We start from the raw sequence: 18,156 nt of genomic DNA, 5'->3' as shown, positions 1-18,156 counted from the left end.
CCGGTCAGCCGCCCCTCTTCGGCCGTCAGCCCAGCACCACGACCTCCGCCGCGTCGAACTCCACCCCGACCAGGTCCCCCACCCCGGGCGCGTCCCGCAGCGCGCAGGCCGCTTCGAGCCGGGGCGCGTCGTCCTCCGGCTGGAGGTGTACGGCGACATGGGTGCCCTTGAAGGCACGGGCGACGACCGTGCAGCGCAGACCGGTGTCGAGGGGCGCGAGGCGGACCCCGGCGGGCCGTACGAGGAGCGTGCGCGCCCCCTGCGGGGCGCCCTCGGGGACGGGCAGCTTGCCCCACGGAGTGTCCGCGGCCTGACCGGTGACGGTCACCCCGGCCACGTTGTCGAAGCCGAGGAAGCGGGCCACGAACTCGTCCGCCGGTCGCTGCCACACCTCAAGAGGCGTACCCGTCTGGGCGATCCGCCCGTCCCGCATCACCACCACCCGGTCGGCGAGCGCGAAGGCCTCCCCCTGGTCATGGGTCACCGCCAGCACGGTCGTACCCAACTCCCCGAAGAGTTCCCGCAGTTCCACCACCAGCCGTTCCCGCAGCGAACGGTCGAGCTGGCCGAGCGGCTCGTCCAGCATCAGCAGCCGGGGCCGGGGAGCGAGCGCCCGGGCGAGCGCGACGCGCTGCTGCTCACCGCCGGACAGCGCGGCCACGGCCCGCCGTGCGGCGCCGGGCAGCCCGACCAGGTCCAGCAGCTCCCGTACCCGTTCACGCTGTTCCGCGCGCGGGGTGCCGTGCATGCGCAGCCCGAAGCCGACATTGCCGCCGACGTCCCGCTGCGGGAAGAGCTGGTGGTCCTGGAACATCAGCCCGACCCCGCGCCGGTGCGCGGGCAGCCCGGTCCGGTCGCGGCCGTCGAGCAGCACCCGCCCCTCGTCCAGCGGCTGGAGCCCCGCCACGGCCCGCAGCAGCGTCGACTTGCCGCTGCCGCTCGGCCCCAGCACACACACGATCTCGTGCTCGGCGACCTGAAGATCGACGGCGTCGAGCACGGCCCGCCCGTCGAAGCGGACGGTCGCGGCCTCCAAGCTCAGCAGCATCAGAACTCCCCCGTCCGGTCCGGCACCCGCAGCCTCTCCAGTACCAGCAGGGCCACGGCGCACACCACCATCAGAATCGTCGACAGGGCCATCGCCTGCCCGTAGTTGAGTTCACCGGGCCGCCCCAGCAGCCTCGCCACCGCGACCGGCAACGTCGGGTTGTCGGGCCGCGCGATGAACACCGTCGCCCCGAACTCCCCGAGCGACACCGCGAACGCGAACCCGGCCGCCACCAGCAGCGCCCGCCGCACCAACGGCAGGTCCACCTCCCGCCAGGCCCGCCACGGCGACGCCCCCAGCACGGCCGCCGCCTCCCGCAGCCGTACGTCCACCGCCCGCAGCACCGGCAGCATGGTCCGTACGACGAAGGGCACCCCGACCAGCGCCTGCGCGAGCGGCACCAGGATCCAGGTGGCACGCAGATCGAGCGGCGGCTCGTCCAGCGCGATCAGGAACCCGAAGCCGACGGTCACCGCCGACACCCCCAGCGGCAGCATCAGCAGCGCGTCGAACCCGCGCACGAACCGCCCCGCGTCCCGCCGCGTCAGCGCCACCGCGGCGAGGCCTCCGACGACGACGGCGATGGCGGTCGCGGCGAGGGCGTACGAGAGCGAGTTGCCGACGGCCTCGATGGGCGGGACGAGGAAGACACCGCCGTCGTCCTTCGTGAGCGCCCGGTAGTAGCCGAAGCCGGACCCCGCCAGCGACCGCTGCACCAGCACCGCGGGCGGCAACACCAGCAGTACCGCCACCGACGCCAGCACCCCGCCGAGCAGCGCCCACTGCCCGGCGCCCCGCGGTCGGCGGGCGGTGGTGGCGGCGTCCACCAGCCGCAGCGCGCTCTCGCGCCGCCGTACGGTCCAGGCGTGCACGGCGAGGACCGCGCCGACCGCCGCGAACTGGACGATCGTCAGCACGGCGGCGGTGGACAGGTCGAAGATCTCGGACGTCTGCCGGTAGATCTCCACCTCCAGCGTCGAGAAGGTGGGCCCACCGAGGATCTGCACCACCCCGAAGGAGGTGAAGGTGAACAGGAAGACCATCAGCGCGGCGGCGGCCACGGCGGGCCCGAGCGCGGGGAGCGTCACCGTCCGCCAGGCCCGCAGCGGGGAGGCGCCGAGCATCCGCGCGGCCTCCTCCTGCCGCGGGTCGAGCTGCGCCCACAGCCCGCCGACGGTCCGCACGACGACGGCGTAGTTGAAGAAGACGTGCGCCAGCAGGATCGCCCACACGGTGGTGTCCAGCCGTACGCCCCACAGCTCGTCGAGCAGCCCGCCGCGCCCGACCAGCGCCAGGAACGCCGTACCGACGACGACCGTCGGCAGCACGAACGGCACGGTCACCACCGCCCGCAGCACCTGCTTGCCGGGGAAGGCGAAGCGGGCGAAGACATAGGCGCCGGGCAGGGCGATCAGCAAGGTCAGCGCGGTGGAGACCAGCGCCTGCCAGGTGGTGAACCACAGCACCTGCCGGATCCCGGCATCCCCGAGCACGTCCCAGAGCCGCCCGAACTGCCAGCCGTCGCCGGTGCGCAGGCCGCGCGAGACGATCGCGGCGACGGGGTAGGCGAAGAACACGCCGAAGAACGCGACGGGCAGGGCGAGCAGCCCCAGCCGCGCCGCGCCGCTCCGGACGCGCGGGCTCACTTCAGTACGAGCGAGGTCCACGACTTGACCCACTGGTCACGGTTGTCGGCGATCTTCGCCGGGTCCATGGTGTGCGGGTCCTCGGCCTGCGGGCCGTACTCGGTGAACTCCTCGGGCACCTGGGCGCCCTCCCGCACCGGGTGGACGAACATGTTCAGCGGCATGTCCTCCTGGAACCTCTCCCCCACGAGGAAGTCGATCAGCGCCTTGCCGCCCTCGCTGTTGCGGGCGTTGCTCAGCAGCCCCGCGTACTCGACCTGCCGGAAGCAGGTGTCCTCGGCCACACCGGTCGGCGCCGTCTCGGGCCGCGGGTCGGCGAAGATCACCTCGGCGGGCGGCGAGGAGGCGTACGACACGACCAGCGGCCGGTCCCCGCCCGCCTGCTTGCCGCCCGCGGAGCCGGAGAACTCCTCGTTGTAGGCCTGGTCCCAGCCCTCGACGACCTTCACACCGTTGGCCTTGAGCTTCTTCCAGTAGTCCGCCCAGCCGTCGTCCCCGTACTCCGCGGCCGTGCCGAGCAGGAACCCGAGCCCCGGCGAGGAGGAGGCGACGTTCTCGGTGACGAGGAGGTTCCTGTACTCGGGCTTGACCAGGTCGTCGTACGACGTCGGCGGCGCGAGGTCGTGCTCCTCGAAGTACGCCTTGTCGTAGTTGACGCAGATGTCACCGGTGTCGACGGGCGTCACCCGGTCCCCGCCCTCGCGGGGCCGGTACTCGGCCTTGACCTGGTCGGCGCCCTTCGCCTCGTACTCCTGGAACAGCCCGTTGTCGAGGGCGCGCGAGAGCAGGGTGTTGTCGACGCCGAACAGCACGTCGCCCTGCGGGTTGTCCTTGGTCAGGATCGCCTTGTTGACGGCCTGCCCGGCGTCGCCGTCCTCGAGGACCTTCACCTGGTAGCCGGACTCCTTCTCGAAGGCCGCGAGGACGTCCTCGGAGACGGCCCACGAGTTGTGGCTGACCAGCGTGACGGTCTTGCTGTCGGCCGCGGAGCCGCCGTCGGACGACGACCCGCACCCGGTCAGCGCGACGAGCCCGAGCCCGGCGGCCACGGCGGCGTACCTCTTGACGTGCACTTGATTCCTCCTGGGGTTGACCAGGAGAAGACGCGGCCCTGCCCGGGACCTTCCGTGAGGTTCCCGGGCAGGGCGCAACAGCTCGAGTGATGACCGATCTCCCTACCCAGAATGACCTGGGCCAGGTTCGGAGGGTCTGCGGCCGTGTGCCGCACTCTCAGCGCTGTGGCGCTCCCCTGTCGGAATATGAAGATGTGTTCCTACGGCGGTCAGACTACCGTTCGGTGGCGGCGAGCTGTCCACACGCCCCGTCGATCTCCTGTCCCCGGGTGTCCCGAATGGTCACCGGCACACCATGGGCGGCGATCGCCTCGACGAACGCCTTCTCGTCCTCGGGCCGCGAGGCGGTCCACTTGGACCCCGGCGTCGGGTTCAGCGGAATCAGGTTCACGTGCACGGGCTTGCCCCTGAGCAGCCGCCCGAGCCGGTCACCGCGCCAGGCCTGGTCGTTGATGTCCCGGATCAGCGCGTACTCGATGGACAGCCGCCGCCCGGACTTCTCGGCGTACTCCCACCCGGCGTCCAGCACCTCCCGCACCTTCCACCGCGTGTTCACGGGCACGAGGGTGTCGCGCAGCTCGTCGTCCGGGGCGTGCAGCGAGATCGCCAGACGGCACTTGAAGCCCTCGTCGGCGAACCGGTGGATGGCGGGCACCAGACCGACGGTCGACACGGTGATCCCACGCTGCGAGAGCCCGAGCCCGTCCGGCTCGGGATCGGTCAGCGCGCGGATGGCACCGACGACCCGCTTGTAGTTGGCGAGCGGCTCCCCCATCCCCATGAAGACGATGTTGGACAGCCGCGCCGGGCCCCCGGGGATCTCCCCGTCCCGCAGCGCCCGCATCCCGTCCACGATCTGGTGCACGATCTCGGCGGTCGACAGGTTCCGGTCGAGCCCCGCCTGCCCCGTCGCACAGAACGGGCAGTTCATCCCGCACCCGGCCTGTGAGCTGATGCACATGGTCACCCGGTCCGGGTACCGCATCAGCACCGACTCGACGAGCGTCCCGTCGAACAGCCGCCACAGCGTCTTACGGGTGGTGTCCGCGTCCGTCGACAGATGCCGTACGACGGTCATCAGCTCCGGGAACAGCGCGTCCTTCAGCTTCTCGCGCGACGCGGCGGGAATGTCGGTCCACTGCTCCGGCGCGTACGCGTACCGCGCGAAGTAGTGCTGCGAGAGCTGCTTGGCACGAAACGGCTTCTCCCCGACCTCCGCCACCGCCTCCTTGCGCTCGGCGGGCGAGAGATCAGCGAGATGCCGCGGCGGCTTCTTGGCTCCGCGGGGGGCGACGAAAGTGAGTTCTCCGGGCTTGGGCATGGTCCCACCAGTGTCGCAGATCCACTGGGGTGGCCCGCCCGGTGCGGTGACAGGCGCGGGGAGGTGCGGTGAGCGGCGCGGTTACGCGGCCATCCGCTCCACCTGTTCCTTGAGCTGCTGCTCGTTGCGCGGCAGCTCCTTGCGGATCTGGGGGCGGACGACGAGGGGCACCAGGGCCTTGCCGATGCCGTGGCCGACGAAGTCCAGCTCCATGGTGACCCGGGAGCGGCGACCGCCGTCGAGAGGTTCGATCTCCCCGTGGAAGAAGGCCCGGACGGGACCGTCGATGCCCTGCACCCGCCAGCTGTGCGGCGGCTGGTACTCGGTGACCTCCATGGTCATCGGCATCTCGCGGCTGCCGACCCGCCGGGTGACCCGGACCCGGGAGCCGGGGTGCAGCGGGCCTTCGTCCAACGGCTCCGCGTGCAGCGCGCTCAGCTGCCAGTCCGGCAGGTGGGCGGGGTCGGTGGCGTAGGCGTAGACGTCGTCGGGGCTGCGGTCGACATCGATCTGTTCACGGATGGTGTGCATCGTGGCCCCCTTTCACGGCCGTACCCCCAAATCGTCTCACCGGCGCGCCGGGGCTGCCATCGACGACGGAGCCCCCGTCCCTGGGCGGGGCGGGGGCTCCGTCGGCGAAGCCGCGAGGCGGTGGCGCGGGCGTCAGGTGGAGCCGACGAAGATCACCATCAACAGCCACACGATCGGCGCCGTGGGCAGCAGCGAGTCCAGCCGGTCCATGATGCCGCCGTGGCCCGGCAGCAGCGAGCCCATGTCCTTGATGCCGAGGTCCCGCTTGATCATGGACTCGCCGAGGTCGCCCAGCGTGGCGCTGGCCGCGACCGCGAGGCCGAGCAGCAGGCCCTGCCACCAGGTGCCGTCGTCGACGAGGAACTGCATGCACAGCGCGCCCGCCACCATGGCGAAGCTCACCGCGCCGAGCAGTCCCTCGCGGGTCTTGCCGGGGCTGATCCGCGGCGCCAGCTTGTGCTTGCCGAACCGCCAGCCGACGGCGTACGCCCCGGTGTCGCTGACGACCGTGAGCAACAGGAACGTCAGCACCCGGTACGGTCCGTCGTCCGCGGTCAGCATCATCGCCACGAACGTCGCCAGGAACGGCACGTAGAACGCGGCGAAGACGCCCGCCGTGACGTCCTTCAGATAGCCCTCGGGCGGTTCCGTCATCCGCCAGACGAGGACCGCGAGCGCGGTGAGGGCCATCGCGACCCAGGCGCCCTCGGCGCCCCGGACGTACCCGGCGACGACCATCGCCGCACCGCCGAGCGCCAGCGGCACCAGCGGGGCCCGGATGCCCTTGCGCTCCTCCAGCCGCTTGGTCAGCTCCCACAGGCCGACCACGACGGCGACCGCGACGACACCGACGAACACGGCCTTGACGACGAACAGCGACGCGATGATCACCACGCCGAGTCCGACGCCGACCCCTATCGCGGCACCCAGATCGCGCCCCGCGCTCTTCTTCTGCCGGGGTGCCGGCTGCGGGGCGTCGGGCATGGGCTCCGGATTCTGCGGCACGGTCCCCCGCGTGGCGTAGGGCTGTGCCGCCGGTGTTTCGTCGCGGAACAAGGGGCCGCTCACCCGAGCGGCACCCCGGTCGTCATCCTGGTCTCCGCCGACTGCGGACACATCGGGCACGAACGGCATGGGGCGAGTCTGCTGCGCGTCATGCGCATCGTACGTGGGACCCGCCGGGACGGCTCCCGGAGCAGGCCCCTGTCCGGACGGCCCCCAGTACCCGGCTGGCGGCGGCGTCCCCCAGGAAGAGTCGTTCATCAGACCTCGAGCAGCTCCGACTCCTTGTGCTTGAGCAGCTCGTCCACCTGGGCGACGTACTTCGCCGTGGTGTCGTCCAGCTCCTTCTCCGCGCGACGGCCCTCGTCCTCGCCGACCTCGCCGTCCTTGATCAGCTTGTCGATGGCGTCCTTGGCCTTGCGGCGGACGGAGCGGATCGAGATCTTGGCGTCCTCGCCCTTGCCGCGGGCGACCTTGATGTACTCGCGGCGGCGCTCCTCGGTCAGCTCGGGGAACACCACCCGGATGATGTTGCCGTCGTTGCTCGGGTTGACGCCCAGGTCGGAGTCGCGGATCGCCTGCTCGATGTTGCGCAACGCGCTCTTGTCGAACGGGGTCACCACGGCCATGCGCGGCTCGGGCACGGAGAACGAGGCCAGCTGGTTGATCGGCGTCGGCGCGCCGTAGTAGTCGGCCACGATCTTGTTGAACATCGCCGGGTGCGCACGGCCGGTGCGGATCGCGGCGAAGTCCTCCTTGGCGACCACGACGGCCTTCTCCATCTTCTCCTCGGCCTCGAGGAGGGTCTCTTCGATCACCACTTGCTCCTGCGTGTCTTGAGTAGGCCCGGCTGCGTCTCGTGGCTTCGGTCGGCGGCCGGCTGCGTCGCGTCTTCTTCCTGCACGGTTCCCGACCGGCAGGACATTGTCCATCCCCCGGTCGGCGTCCGGGGCCTTCGGTCAGGCCCTGCTGCCCTGGTCACCCACCAGCGTGCCGATCTTCTCACCCTTGACGGCGCGGGCGATATTGCCCTCCTTCAGGAGTTCGAAGACCACGATCGGCAGCCTGTTGTCGCGGCACAGGGTGATGGCGGTGGCGTCGGCGACCTTCAGGTCGCGGGTGATGACCTCGCCGTAGCCGAGCGCGTCGAACTTCACGGCGTCCGGGTTGGCCTTCGGGTCGGAGTCGTAGACCCCGTCCACCCCGTTCTTGCCCATCAGCAGCGCCTCGGCGTCGATCTCCAGCGCACGCTGGGCGGCGGTGGTGTCGGTGGAGAAGTACGGCATGCCCATACCGGCGCCGAAGATCACCACGCGGCCCTTCTCCAGGTGGCGCACGGCGCGCAGCGGGATGTACGGCTCGGCGACCTGTCCCATGGTGATCGCGGTCTGCACCCGGCAGTCCACGCCCTCCTTCTCCAGGAAGTCCTGGAGGGCGAGGCAGTTCATCACGGTGCCGAGCATGCCCATGTAGTCGGAACGGGCCCGGTCCATGCCGCGGACCTGGAGTTCCGCGCCACGGAAGAAGTTGCCGCCGCCGATCACGATCGCGATCTGGGCGCCGTCCCGGACCACGGCGGCGATCTCACGGGCGATGGCGTGCACCACGTCGGGGTCGACGCCCAGACCCCCACCGCCGGAAAAGGCCTCTCCGGACAGCTTCAGCAGAAACCGCCCGCGTACTTTGCCGTCGTCGCTCTTCTCGGCCTTGGTGGTCATGGGAATCCCGCCTCTGTTACGTGTTGCACATACGAAGAAGGCCATTGCCGGTGGGGCGGTGTTCGCATCCCATGCTCGGCAATGGCCTCCTCGTCAGATCTGCTGTCGTCCGCCGTGCGCACGTACGCCTCGGTCATGGCGTGCGCCCGGCGAGCGGCCGACTGCGTTCGACCCTAGCGGGTTTCCTCCGGGGGTCGCGCGTCGATCGCGGTACGGACTCAGATGCCGACCTTGATGCGCGTGAAGCGCTTCAGGGTGACACCGGCCTCGTCCAGCACCTTCTGGACCGACTTCTTGTTGTCCAGCGCGTACGGCTGGCCCAGCAGCGTGGCGTCCTTGAAGAAGCCGTTGAGGCGACCCTCGACGATCTTCGGCAGGGCGGCCTCGGGCTTGCCCTCGGCGCGGGTGGTCTCCTCGGCGATGCGGCGCTCGGCCTCGACGATGTCGGCCGGGACGTCGTCCTTGGAGAGGTACTTCGGCGCGAACGCGGCGATGTGCTGCGCGATGCCCTTGGCGACCTCGGCGTTCGGCTTGTCGAACTCGACGAGGACACCGATCTGCGGGGGCAGGTCGGGCATCGTGCGGTGCATGTACGCGGTGACGAAGCCGTCGGCGAACTGCGCGAAACGGTCCAGGACGATCTTCTCGCCGAGGTTGGCGTTGGCCTCGTCGACGTACGCCTGGACGGTCTTGCCGGGCTCGATCTCGGAGGCGAGCAGGGCCTCCAGGTCGGCCGGGGCGGTCTTCGCGACGTGCTCGGCGATGGTCCGGGCCACGGCCTGGAACTTGTCACCCTTGGCGACGAAGTCCGTCTCGCACTTCAGCTCGACGAGGACGCCGGAGGAGTTGTCGTCGGCGATGATCGAGACCACAGCGCCGTTCTCGGCGGAGCGGCCCTCGCGCTTGGCGACGCCCTTCTGGCCCTTGATCCGGAGCGCCTCGACGGCCTTCTCGACGTTGCCGTCGGCCTCGTCCAGCGCCTTCTTGCAGTCCATCATGCCGGCGCCGGTCAGCTCGCGGAGCTTCTTGACGTCAGCGGCGGTGTAGTTCGCCATGAGTCTGTGAGTCTTTCTCGAAGTCTGGAAGATCGAAGATCTGCGGGGTACGGCCTCCATATGGACAAAGGCCGCTGTCCTGCCACTGACCTACGGGTGAACGGCGGGAGCGGACTTCAACGCGCCGGGGGCGCTGTCGAGGCGGTACCGCTCCCGCCGGTCAACGGCTGACGCCGACGGTCAGGCCTGCTCGCCCTCGGCGGCCGGGGTCTCCGCGGCGGGGGCCTCGGCAGCGGCCTCGGCGGCGGGAGCCTCGGCGGGCTTCTCGGCCTCCGGGGCGGCCTCGGCGGCGGGGGCGGTCTCCTCGGAGTCCGCCTTCTTCTCGCCCTCGAGCAGGTCGCGCTCCCACTCGGCGAGCGGCTCGCCCGCGGCCTTCTCGCCCTTGCCCTCACCGGCACCACCGGAGCGGGCGATGAGGCCCTCGGCGACGGCGTCGGCGATCACGCGGGTGAGCAGGGTGACGGAGCGGATCGCGTCGTCGTTGCCCGGGATCTTGTAGTCGACCTCGTCGGGGTCGCAGTTGGTGTCGAGGATCGCGACGACCGGGATGTTGAGCTTCCGGGCCTCACCGACCGCGATGTGCTCCTTCTTGGTGTCCACGATCCAGACGGCGCTGGGCACCTTCTGCATCTCGCGGATACCGCCGAGGGTCTTCTCCAGCTTGGCCTTCTCGCGCGAGAGCACGAGAAGCTCCTTCTTGGTCAGACCAGACGCGGCGACGTCCTCGAAGTCGATCTGCTCGAGCTCCTTGAGGCGCTGGAGACGCTTGTAGACGGTCGAGAAGTTGGTGAGCATGCCGCCCAGCCAGCGCTGGTTGACGTAGGGCATGCCGACGCGGGTGGCCTGCTCGGCGATGGCCTCCTGCGCCTGCTTCTTCGTGCCGACGAACATGACCGTGCCGCCGTGGGCGACGGTCTCCTTGACGAACTCGTAGGCGCGGTCGATGTACGACAGCGACTGGAGCAGGTCGATGATGTAGATGCCGTTGCGCTCGGTGAAGATGAAGCGCTTCATCTTCGGGTTCCAGCGACGGGTCTGGTGACCGAAGTGGACGCCGCTCTCCAGCAGCTCCCGCATCGTGACGACGGCCATGGCCGTTCTCCTTGTGTTTCTCGGTTGTGCCGCGGACACCGGTCGGCGTCCGCGCCTGACGCCCACGACGCGCCGTGCCGCAAGGGACCGAGGGGCGCTGACCCCGAGGGACCGACCGCTGTCGGACTCTCGATGTCGGGGCGTGCGAAGTCGACCCGGTGGCCCGGGTCGCCATCAGAAGTGTACGGGACGGCCGGGGCACCGGGTGACGCCGCTGTCCACAACCGGGCGGTACTCCACAGCCCCGGGCCAGCTCAGCGCCGGTACGGAAGGCTTCCGGCATGCACACCAAAACGGCCGTGGCCCTGCTCCTCGCCCTGCTCGCGCCCCCGCTGGCCACGACCTGGCCGCTGGTCCCCCGCCCCCCGGTCGTCCGTGGCTGGGACCCACCCCCCACCCCGTACGCCCGCGGCCACCGCGGCGTCGACCTGGCGGCCCCTGCGGGCACCCCGGTACGGGCGGTGGCGCCGGGCCGCGTCTCCTACGCGGGCCAGGTGGCGGGCCGAGGCGTCATCAGCGTGGAACTCCAGGGCACGGGCCACCCACCCCTGCGCACGACCTACGAGCCGGTGACCCCGGCGGTGACACGAGGCGACACCGTAACCGCAGGCCAACAACTGGGCACCCTCTCCTCCACGGGCAGTCACTGCCCCACCCCATGCCTCCATTGGGGCCTACGCCGAGCAAATACCTACCTGAACCCCCTGACCCTGCTCCCCCCACACCTACTCAGAAGAGACACAAGACTCTTGCCCGTACGAGACCACGCCCAGCCGCCGCAACAGCCGTAGCTGATGCAGCTGCGTAGCCGCGGGCAGTCGTGCCGCCCCAGCGGCACGGGTGGGCGCAGCGGCACCTCGCTGGCGCCGGGTCGCGCCACGCCTGCCGCCCAGCCCCGACGCCGGGCACCAGCTCAGCGCCCCCCGCCCGCGACCCCCCGCAACGCCATCCCCACAGCTGCCTCGGTGATCGCCTCCGGCACCTCCGCCGCCCCCAGCTCGATCCTCCGCACAGCCGCGTCCACCACCCCCTGAAGCAGCATCGCGGCCAGCCGCGGCTCCCCGTGCCCCATCTCCCCCAACGCCTCGACGATCATCGCCACCAGCGCCCCGTGCGCGGCCCGGATCTTCTCCCGCGCCCCCGCGTCCAGCTCACTCGCGGAGATCGCCACCACGGCCCGGTGCCGCCGGTCCCCCACCAGCGCCAGCTGCTGCCGCACATACGCCTCGACCTTGCCCTCAGGCGTCTCCGCCCGCGACATCGCCTCCGCGACCTCCGCCGCCCAGACGGGGAAGTCGACCTCGCACAGCTCCTCCACGACCGCGGCCCGCGACCGGAAGTACTCATAGACGGACGACCGGGCGAGCCCGGTCCGCTCGGCGAGGGCCGGGAAGGTCAGCGCCTCCGTTCCGCCCTCGGACAGCAGGGAACGAGCCGCGTCCAGCAGGGCGGCTCGCTGCATCGACCGGTGCTCGGCCACGGAGGCCGCTCGAATCCTTGGCACGCCAACCACTCTACGGACGCATCACTCCCGACGGGAGTGACTCGGGTCGGCCGGTCGCCCACCGCCTCCTCCCCGGGCGCCCTCAGCGACCGAAACTCGCCAGCTTCGCCCGCAGCTGCAACACCGACTTGGTGTGGATCTGGCTCACCCGGCTCTCGGTCACCCCGAGCACATTGCCGATCTCGGCGAGCGTGAGCCCTTCGTAGTAGTAGAGCGTCACCACCGTCTTCTCCCGCTCGGGCAGCGTGTTGATCGCCCGCGCCAGGAACCTCCGCAGCTCCCGGTCCTCGGCCACCTCCACCGGGTTGTCCGCGGCGGTGTCCTCCAGCGTGTCCATCAGGCTGAGCCGGTCCCCGCTCTCACCGCCGACATGCAGCAGCTCCTCCAGGGCGACCACGTTGGCCAGCGACAACTGGCTGAAGACCGAGTGCAGATCGTCCACCGCGATCCCCAGCTCGGCGGCCACCTCACCCTCGGACGGCGTTCGCCGCAGCCGCGCCTCCAGCGTGGCGTAGGCGCGCTCGACGTTCCGCGCCTTCTGCCGCACCGACCGGGGGATCCAGTCCAGCGCCCGCAGTTCGTCGATCATCGCGCCCCGGATCCGCGTGATCGCGTACGTCTCGAACTTGATCTCCCGGTCGACGTCGAACTTCTCGATCGCGTCGATCAGCCCGAAGACACCGGAGGAGACGAAATCGGCCTGTTCCACATTGGGCGGCAGCCCCACGCTCACCCGCCCCGCCACGTATTTCACCAGCGGCGAGTAGTGCAGGATCAGCTGCTCACGCAGCCGGTCGTCTCCTGTCGCCTTGTATGACCGCCACAGCTCGTCGAGCGTCGACGGAGCCTGCGGCCGTACGCTGCCACCGTCGCGGGCGGCTGGGGGGAGCGCCGCCCGGTCGGACCCGGAGGTGTGCTGGGGCATTCGTCGCCTTGTGCCGTTCTGCCGTGAAGGATGTGTCCTGGGTGAGCTGTCGGTGTGATGCCGAGTTGCCGGTCTACGTCCGGATCTCGTGAGCGTAGCGTGACTGCGGTGTCGCAGTGTGCGAAGAACGTGCCGCAACCGGTACGCAGATACGTTCCGCTGACCGCCCCACCGTGTCGCCCCGGTCGCTGTGCGTGACCGAGGTCCGCTGCCAACTGCCAGATTTCCCAAGGGTTTCGGCATTCCCCCGGACGGCCGAACACGGTCGGTCAGCACGGCCCCCCGTCCCCCCGGACGGAGATCATCGCCTGGCGTGTCAACTTCCAGTCGTCGCCGTGTCGTTCGACGTAACCAAGTGCTCGGAGTTCGTACAGCCTCGCGATCACGTCGTCCTCCGTGGTGGCGGCGCCGCACGCGATCCGGGACACCGCCGCGCCCCCGCGTCCGGGCAGCGCGGCCAGGACCCGCCGGGCACCCGGTTCGAGCAGGTCCCGGGGCAGCACCGGCCCGCGCCGGTCGGGTGCCAGCTCGCCCATGTCCCCGACCAGTTCGGCGACCTCCGCGGCGTCGGTGACCAGCACCGCGTCCTGGCGCAGGAGTTCGTGCACACCTCCGGACAGGCTGCTGGTGGCCGGGCCCGGGACACCCATGACATGGCGGCCGAGGCGCCGCGCCCCCCGCGCCGTCACCAGTGAGCCGCTGCGGTAGGCGGCCTCGACGACCACGGTCCCTCGGGTGAGCGCGGCGATGACCCGGTTGCGGAGCACGAACCGGCTGGGCGTGGGATGGTCCCCGGGCGGCAACTCCCCTACCACCAGGCCCTGTTCCGCGATCCGGTCGATCAGCCGGAGGTGCCCGCGCGGGTAGGGCCGGTCGAGTCCGCAGGCGAGGACGGCGACGGTGGCGCCCCCGGCGCCGAGCGCACCCCGGTGAGCGGCGCCGTCGATGCCGTAGGCACCGCCGGAGACCACCACCCAGCCGCGCTCGGCGAGCCCGGCGGCCAGGGTGACCGCCATATGGGCGCCGTACTCGGTGCAGGCCCGCGCACCCACCACCGCCACCGATCTGAGCGCCCAGGTGCGCAGACTCGGCCGTCCCCGCACCCACAGTCCGAGAGGCCGCGCGTCCCCCAGGTCGTCGAGCTGTCCGGGCCACTCGCCCGCTCCGGGCGGCACGAACCGCACCCCGGCGTCCCGGGCGACCGCCAGGTCCCGCTCCGGTTCGGCCCGCCAGGCCCGCGCCCGCAGCCCGCTCCACCGCCGTGGGCTCACCCCCGGCAGGGCCGCCGCCCCGTCCGCACCGCGCAGCCGCCGCGCCACCTCCGCGGCTCCGTACTCCCGCACCCAGCGTCCGCCGGTCTCGTCCCCGGGCTCGATGACCCGCGTCAGGAACACCCGGTCGAGCAGCTCACCGTCGCCGTCGGCGGCGCGGCCGTTCACGTCAGCGCCCCGATGGCGGTCGGCACCCCGCGTGGCACGCCCGTCCGCAGTTGCAGGGCCAGGGCGACATCGGTCGCGTCGGGCCGGTCGTGGCCGACGAGGTCGGCGACGGTCCAGGCGACCCGCAGCACCCGGTCGAGCCCCCGGGCGGTGAGCACGCCCCGCTCCAGACCGCGCTCGGCCTCGTCCATCGCCCCGCTCACCGCGTACCAGCGGCTGCGCAGTTCCCGGCCGGGGACTTCACTGTTCGTCCGCCACGGGGTGCCGGAGTACCGTGCCGCCGCCCGCTCACGGGCCGCCCGCACCCGGTCGGCGACCGTGGCGGTGGACTCGCCCCGGGCGGTGCGGTCGGTGAGTTCCGCGCGGGTGACGCGGTCCGCCTCCACCCGCAGGTCGACCCGGTCGAGCAGCGGCCCGGAGAGCCTGGCCTGGTAGCGACGGACGGCCGCGGGCGCGCACTCGCAGAAGTCGTCGGTCCGGGAGAAGCGCCCGCAAGGGCAGGGGTTGGCCGCGAGCACCATCAGGAACCTCGCCGGGAACCGCACCACCCCGGCACTGCGCGCGATCACCACATGCCCCGCTTCGAGGGGCTGCCGCAGCGCGTCGAGGGCGTGGCTGCTGAACTCGGGAGTCTCGTCCAGGAACAACACACCTCGGTGGGACAGCGACACCGCACCCGGCCGGGCGATCCCGGGGCCGCCGCCGACCAGGGCCTGCATGGTGGCCGAGTGGTGCGGGGCGCAGTAGGGGGCGGCGCCGATCAGGGGTTTGCCGACCGGCAGCAGGCCCGCCACCGAGTGCACCGCGGTGACCTCGAGGGACTCCTGCCGGGTGAGCGGCGGCAGGAGGGCGGGCAGCCGTTCCGCGAGCATCGTCTTCCCGGCACCCGGCGGTCCTTCGAGGAACAGGTGGTGGGCCCCGGCCGCCGCGACCTCCACGGCGGTGCGCGCGGCCGTCTGGCCCACGACGTCGGCGAGGTCGTGCCCCTGCTCGTGCTGCCCGGTACCGATGCTGTGCATACCGGTGGCGGCGCCCGTGCCGGGGACACGCAGCCCGGCGAGGAGCGGATCGGGGCGGCCGGGCTCGTCCGGTTCCTCCTCGGGCACGGGCTCGTCGGCCAGTACGGCGATCAGCTGCCGCAGGCTGCGGACCCCGAGCACGGACACCCCGGGCACCAGCGAGGCCTCGGCGGCGGCGCACTCCGGCACCACCACCTGCTCGTAGCCCGCGTCCGCCGCGGCGAGCACCGCGGGCAGGATGCCCCGCACCGGCCGCACCCGGCCGTCCAGGCCCAGCTCCCCGATCATCACCAGGTCGGCGAGCACCCGTGGATCGATCCGCTCCCCGGCACCGAGCACCGCACAGGCAACAGCGAGGTCGAACCCGCTGCCCGCCTTCGGCACCGACGCCGGGCTGAGCCCGACCGTGAGCTTCTTCTGCGGCCACTCGGCGCCGGAGTTCACCACCGCCGCCCGCACCCGGTCCCGGCTCTCGGTGAGGCTCTTGTCCGGCAGCCCGACCAGTGTGAACGCGGCGACGCCGGGTTCGAGGTCGGCCTGCACCTCGACGACGACGCCCTCGACCCCGACCAGGGCCACGGAGCACGTACGCGCGAAGCCCATCACGCCACCCCCCGGACGTGCTCGACCACGGGGGCGCCGCGCGCCGGAAGGACCACTCCGACCAGGTCGATGCGGACGCCACCGGGTGGCGCTCCGCCGTGGGCCTGGATCCACCGTTCGGCGAGGTCCCGCAGCCGGTGTGCCTTCTCGGGGGTCACCGCGGACATCGGATGCTCGAAGAACCCGGCCGTGCGGGTCTTCACCTCGCAGACGACCAGGACGTCACCGTCCCGCGCCACGATGTCGATCTCCCCGGACCGGCCGGAGCGCCAGTTGCGCTCCAGGACCGTCATCCCGGTCTCCGTCAGCCGTCGTGCGGCCAGTGTCTCGCCGTACCTGCCGAGTGCGCTGCGTGCCTGTTGCGTGGTCATGTCGGCACCACCTCCGGCGCCAACGATGACGGCAGCTCAGCGAGCTATTGGATCTTGGTGGACGACCACGCCCATGTGGACAACCGCGTCACCCACACGAGTGAAGGTCTCAGCCGCTCGGCAGTTCGAGGTCGCTCTTGTTCAGCTCCTCGATGTTCACGTCCTTGAACGTCAACACCCTGACCTGCTTCACGAAACGCGCCGGCCGGTACATGTCCCACACCCACGCGTCGGCCATGGAGACCTCGAAGAACACCTCACCCTGGACCGAGTGCACCTGCATCTCGTAGTCATTGGTCAGATAGAAGCGCCGCTCGGTCTCGATCACGTATTTGAACAGACCGACGACATCGCGGTACTCCCGGTAGAGCTTCAGCTCCATCTCGGTCTCGTACTTCTCGAGGTCCTCGGCGCTCATGGCATGTTCCCCTTCAGCCGTGCGATCCCCCCATTGTGCGCCAGTCCCGTGAGCCCCTAGACGATTTCCGTGTCAAGGGTCTGCGGACCGGCCGGGGGACCTTCGTCGAGCAGTCTCCGCAACAGCTCGGCGAGTCTGGTCGGATACACCGTCTCATGCGCCCGGGTCAGTTCCTCACACGTCCACCACCGAGCCTCCACGACACTGCGCCGCTCCAGCTCGGTCAGGGCCCGTGCCTCGGTCGCCGTCTGGGTCGTACGGGCCAGGTAGTACCACTCGTCCTGGTCCCAGCGGCGCCCGGCGAACGGGAACGAGCACGTCCGCCGCCACAGCACCGGCCCCAGCTCGACGTCGGTGATCCCGGTCTCCTCCGCGAGTTCCCGCAGCGCGGCCTCCGCCCGGCTCTCCCGGCCCTCAAGACCGCCGCCCGGGGTGAACCACCAGTCGTCCGCCGGATCGTCCGGCTCATGTCCGTGCAGCAGCAGGATGCGGTCCTCGGGGTCGAGCAGCACCACCCGGGCGACCTTGCGCAGGAGCCGGCCGTCGAGGTGGTCGGCGCCCTCCGTGATCTCAGCCGACACCGACGGACCCCGTCCGCGCCCGGCGGGCGGCCAGCCGCTTGGCCACCGGCCCGTAGGCGGCACCGCCGAGCACCAGCGCGGCGCCCACGACGACCATGGCGCCGATCGTCCGCAGCGGCCCCGCCTCGGAGACCGGGCCCAGTTCCTCAAAGCCGGTCGCACGCTCCAGCATGCCGTCCATCGGCCACACCACGGCGTCGACCCGGCCGGTCACGGTGTCGCGCGAGACGGTGCCCTGGGCGGCGTCGGCGAGGTGGGCGGTGGAGTCCAGCGAGCCGTGCCGCTCGTCACCCAGCAGGAACAGCCGCCCCTTCGGGACGGTGACCGTCGGGAAGTTCCCGGCCTCGGCCGCCTGCCCCTCGGGCAGATACGGCTCGTCGACCTGCTTGCCGTTGACGGTCAGCTTCCCGTCCGTGCAGCAGGCGACCGTATCGCCGCCGACGGCGACCACCCGCTTCAGGACCGGCGCGTTGGCCCAGGTGGCGTCCTTGAAGACGACAACATCGCCACGGCGCACCTCGGCGCCGTCGACCCGCTCCGCCAGCACCCGGTCGCCCGCGCCGATGGTCGGCGCCATCGAGGTGGTGGGCACGGTGTACGGCCGGTAGACCACCGCTCCCCAGGCGAATCCGCCGAGGAACAGCACAAGGCCCAGTGCGACCGCCAGCCCGGACACCACCTGTCCGGTCCGGCCGCCCGCCGGGCCCGTACCGTCTGTGCCACCGCCGCGCGGGGCCGTCCGCGTCGCGCTCTCACCACCCGTGGATCCACCCATGGACCCGCACCCTACCCGGCGGTACCGGACCGGGT

Annotated in this window: 19 protein-coding genes and 1 riboswitch; of the genes, 1 reads left to right on the top strand and 18 read right to left on the bottom strand. The window is 71.4% G+C overall.

The genetic code is table 11. The annotated features are described in order from the left end of the window. Positions 1-25 precede the first annotated feature (25 nt). The 10 genes from KBY47_RS25250 to rpsB form a co-directional block, all read right to left on the bottom strand. Positions 26-1,048 (bottom strand): ABC transporter ATP-binding protein, encoded by a 1,023-nt coding sequence (locus KBY47_RS25250; protein WP_210924559.1) that lies wholly within the window; start codon positions 1,046-1,048, stop codon positions 26-28. Further along, complete coding sequence (locus KBY47_RS25245; protein ID WP_210924558.1) at positions 1,048-2,715, bottom strand: iron ABC transporter permease; 1,668 nt, start codon at positions 2,713-2,715, stop codon at positions 1,048-1,050. Before KBY47_RS25245 ends, KBY47_RS25250 begins: the two co-directional genes overlap by 1 nt. Continuing rightward, positions 2,691-3,767 carry a thiamine ABC transporter substrate binding subunit gene (locus tag KBY47_RS25240; protein ID WP_210924556.1) on the bottom strand — a complete coding sequence of 359 codons (1,077 nt, stop codon included), beginning with the start codon at positions 3,765-3,767 and terminating at the stop codon, positions 2,691-2,693. Before KBY47_RS25240 ends, KBY47_RS25245 begins: the two co-directional genes overlap by 25 nt. 81 nt (positions 3,768-3,848) lie before the next feature. After that, positions 3,849-3,955, bottom strand: a riboswitch (TPP riboswitch). Positions 3,956-3,981: 26 nt separating this feature from the next. Continuing rightward, positions 3,982-5,088 (bottom strand): 23S rRNA (adenine(2503)-C(2))-methyltransferase RlmN, encoded by a 1,107-nt coding sequence (rlmN, locus tag KBY47_RS25235; RefSeq protein ID WP_210924555.1) that lies wholly within the window; start codon positions 5,086-5,088, stop codon positions 3,982-3,984. 81 nt (positions 5,089-5,169) lie between these two features. Continuing rightward, entirely contained in the window at positions 5,170-5,619 is a 450-nt protein-coding gene (locus KBY47_RS25230) for an SRPBCC family protein (RefSeq protein ID WP_210924553.1), read from the bottom strand. A gap of 132 nt (positions 5,620-5,751) precedes the next feature. Continuing rightward, a complete protein-coding gene (locus tag KBY47_RS25225) occupies positions 5,752-6,882 on the bottom strand; it encodes a phosphatidate cytidylyltransferase (protein ID WP_210924551.1) in 1,131 nt (376 codons plus the stop codon). Beyond that, the gene (gene frr, locus KBY47_RS25220; RefSeq protein WP_210924549.1) at positions 6,882-7,439 is read right to left on the bottom strand and encodes a ribosome recycling factor; all 558 of its coding nucleotides are present in this window, start codon (positions 7,437-7,439) and stop codon (positions 6,882-6,884) included. Before frr ends, KBY47_RS25225 begins: the two co-directional genes overlap by 1 nt. Positions 7,440-7,580: 141 nt before the next feature. Further along, positions 7,581-8,339 carry a UMP kinase gene (pyrH, locus tag KBY47_RS25215; protein WP_210924547.1) on the bottom strand — a complete coding sequence of 253 codons (759 nt, stop codon included), beginning with the start codon at positions 8,337-8,339 and terminating at the stop codon, positions 7,581-7,583. Between the two features lie 218 nt (positions 8,340-8,557). Continuing rightward, positions 8,558-9,394: a translation elongation factor Ts gene (gene tsf, locus KBY47_RS25210; protein ID WP_210924545.1), complete on the bottom strand. Its 837-nt coding sequence runs from the start codon at positions 9,392-9,394 to the stop codon at positions 8,558-8,560. Between the two features lie 180 nt (positions 9,395-9,574). Then, positions 9,575-10,486: a 30S ribosomal protein S2 gene (rpsB, locus tag KBY47_RS25205; protein WP_210924543.1), complete on the bottom strand. Its 912-nt coding sequence runs from the start codon at positions 10,484-10,486 to the stop codon at positions 9,575-9,577. Between the two features lie 281 nt (positions 10,487-10,767). Here rpsB and KBY47_RS25200 point away from each other — a divergent pair, with 281 nt between their 5' ends. Then, positions 10,768-11,277 carry a M23 family metallopeptidase gene (locus KBY47_RS25200; RefSeq protein WP_210924541.1) on the top strand — a complete coding sequence of 170 codons (510 nt, stop codon included), beginning with the start codon at positions 10,768-10,770 and terminating at the stop codon, positions 11,275-11,277. 122 nt (positions 11,278-11,399) lie between these two features. Here the strand turns inward: KBY47_RS25200 and KBY47_RS25195 are convergent, their stop codons facing one another. The 8 genes from KBY47_RS25195 to lepB all read right to left on the bottom strand — a co-directional run bounded on the left by KBY47_RS25195 (position 11,400) and on the right by lepB (position 18,121). After that, positions 11,400-11,966 carry a TetR/AcrR family transcriptional regulator gene (locus KBY47_RS25195; protein WP_210924566.1) on the bottom strand — a complete coding sequence of 189 codons (567 nt, stop codon included), beginning with the start codon at positions 11,964-11,966 and terminating at the stop codon, positions 11,400-11,402. Positions 11,967-12,072: 106 nt separating this feature from the next. Beyond that, positions 12,073-12,915, bottom strand: a complete 843-nt coding sequence (gene whiG / locus KBY47_RS25190) for an RNA polymerase sigma factor WhiG (protein ID WP_210924539.1) — start codon at positions 12,913-12,915, stop codon at positions 12,073-12,075. Between the two features lie 269 nt (positions 12,916-13,184). Further along, complete coding sequence (gene dprA / locus KBY47_RS25185) at positions 13,185-14,354, bottom strand: DNA-processing protein DprA (RefSeq protein ID WP_210924537.1); 1,170 nt, start codon at positions 14,352-14,354, stop codon at positions 13,185-13,187. Further along, positions 14,351-15,976 carry a YifB family Mg chelatase-like AAA ATPase gene (locus KBY47_RS25180; protein WP_210924534.1) on the bottom strand — a complete coding sequence of 542 codons (1,626 nt, stop codon included), beginning with the start codon at positions 15,974-15,976 and terminating at the stop codon, positions 14,351-14,353. The genes dprA and KBY47_RS25180 overlap by 4 nt, the downstream gene beginning before the upstream one ends. Next, positions 15,976-16,347 (bottom strand): YraN family protein, encoded by a 372-nt coding sequence (locus KBY47_RS25175; RefSeq protein WP_210924531.1) that lies wholly within the window; start codon positions 16,345-16,347, stop codon positions 15,976-15,978. Before KBY47_RS25175 ends, KBY47_RS25180 begins: the two co-directional genes overlap by 1 nt. A 109-nt stretch (positions 16,348-16,456) precedes the next feature. After that, positions 16,457-16,765, bottom strand: a complete 309-nt coding sequence (locus tag KBY47_RS25170) for a DUF2469 domain-containing protein (RefSeq protein WP_003993268.1) — start codon at positions 16,763-16,765, stop codon at positions 16,457-16,459. A 56-nt stretch (positions 16,766-16,821) separates the two neighbouring features. Further along, positions 16,822-17,346 carry an NUDIX hydrolase gene (locus tag KBY47_RS25165; RefSeq protein WP_308405274.1) on the bottom strand — a complete coding sequence of 175 codons (525 nt, stop codon included), beginning with the start codon at positions 17,344-17,346 and terminating at the stop codon, positions 16,822-16,824. After that, on the bottom strand, positions 17,336-18,121 hold the full coding sequence (lepB, locus tag KBY47_RS25160; RefSeq protein ID WP_210924530.1) for a signal peptidase I: 786 nt from the start codon (positions 18,119-18,121) through the stop codon (positions 17,336-17,338). The genes KBY47_RS25165 and lepB overlap by 11 nt, the downstream gene beginning before the upstream one ends. Positions 18,122-18,156 lie beyond the last annotated feature (35 nt).

The sequence above is a fragment of the Streptomyces sp. B93 genome (assembly GCF_018070565.1).
Lineage (GTDB): Bacteria > Actinomycetota > Actinomycetes > Streptomycetales > Streptomycetaceae > Streptomyces.
Note: the sequence above shows the minus strand (reverse complement) of the source record. Positions and strands in the feature narration are given on the sequence as shown.

Excerpts from the sequence above, each read along its gene's own strand:
- KBY47_RS25250 (WP_210924559.1), bottom strand. The coding sequence starts at position 1,048 with ATGCTGCTGAGCTTGGAGGCCGCGACCGTCCGCTTCGACGGGCGGGCC.
- rlmN (WP_210924555.1), bottom strand. The coding sequence starts at position 5,088 with ATGCCCAAGCCCGGAGAACTCACTTTCGTCGCCCCCCGCGGAGCCAAG.
- KBY47_RS25230 (WP_210924553.1), bottom strand. The coding sequence starts at position 5,619 with ATGCACACCATCCGTGAACAGATCGATGTCGACCGCAGCCCCGACGAC.
- KBY47_RS25225 (WP_210924551.1), bottom strand. The coding sequence starts at position 6,882 with ATGAACGACTCTTCCTGGGGGACGCCGCCGCCAGCCGGGTACTGGGGG.
- pyrH (WP_210924547.1), bottom strand. The coding sequence starts at position 8,339 with ATGACCACCAAGGCCGAGAAGAGCGACGACGGCAAAGTACGCGGGCGG.
- tsf (WP_210924545.1), bottom strand. The coding sequence starts at position 9,394 with ATGGCGAACTACACCGCCGCTGACGTCAAGAAGCTCCGCGAGCTGACC.
- rpsB (WP_210924543.1), bottom strand. The coding sequence starts at position 10,486 with ATGGCCGTCGTCACGATGCGGGAGCTGCTGGAGAGCGGCGTCCACTTC.
- KBY47_RS25200 (WP_210924541.1), top strand. The coding sequence starts at position 10,768 with ATGCACACCAAAACGGCCGTGGCCCTGCTCCTCGCCCTGCTCGCGCCC.
- whiG (WP_210924539.1), bottom strand. The coding sequence starts at position 12,915 with ATGCCCCAGCACACCTCCGGGTCCGACCGGGCGGCGCTCCCCCCAGCC.
- KBY47_RS25180 (WP_210924534.1), bottom strand. The coding sequence starts at position 15,976 with ATGGGCTTCGCGCGTACGTGCTCCGTGGCCCTGGTCGGGGTCGAGGGC.
- KBY47_RS25175 (WP_210924531.1), bottom strand. The coding sequence starts at position 16,347 with ATGACCACGCAACAGGCACGCAGCGCACTCGGCAGGTACGGCGAGACA.
- KBY47_RS25170 (WP_003993268.1), bottom strand. The coding sequence starts at position 16,765 with ATGAGCGCCGAGGACCTCGAGAAGTACGAGACCGAGATGGAGCTGAAG.
- lepB (WP_210924530.1), bottom strand. The coding sequence starts at position 18,121 with ATGGGTGGATCCACGGGTGGTGAGAGCGCGACGCGGACGGCCCCGCGC.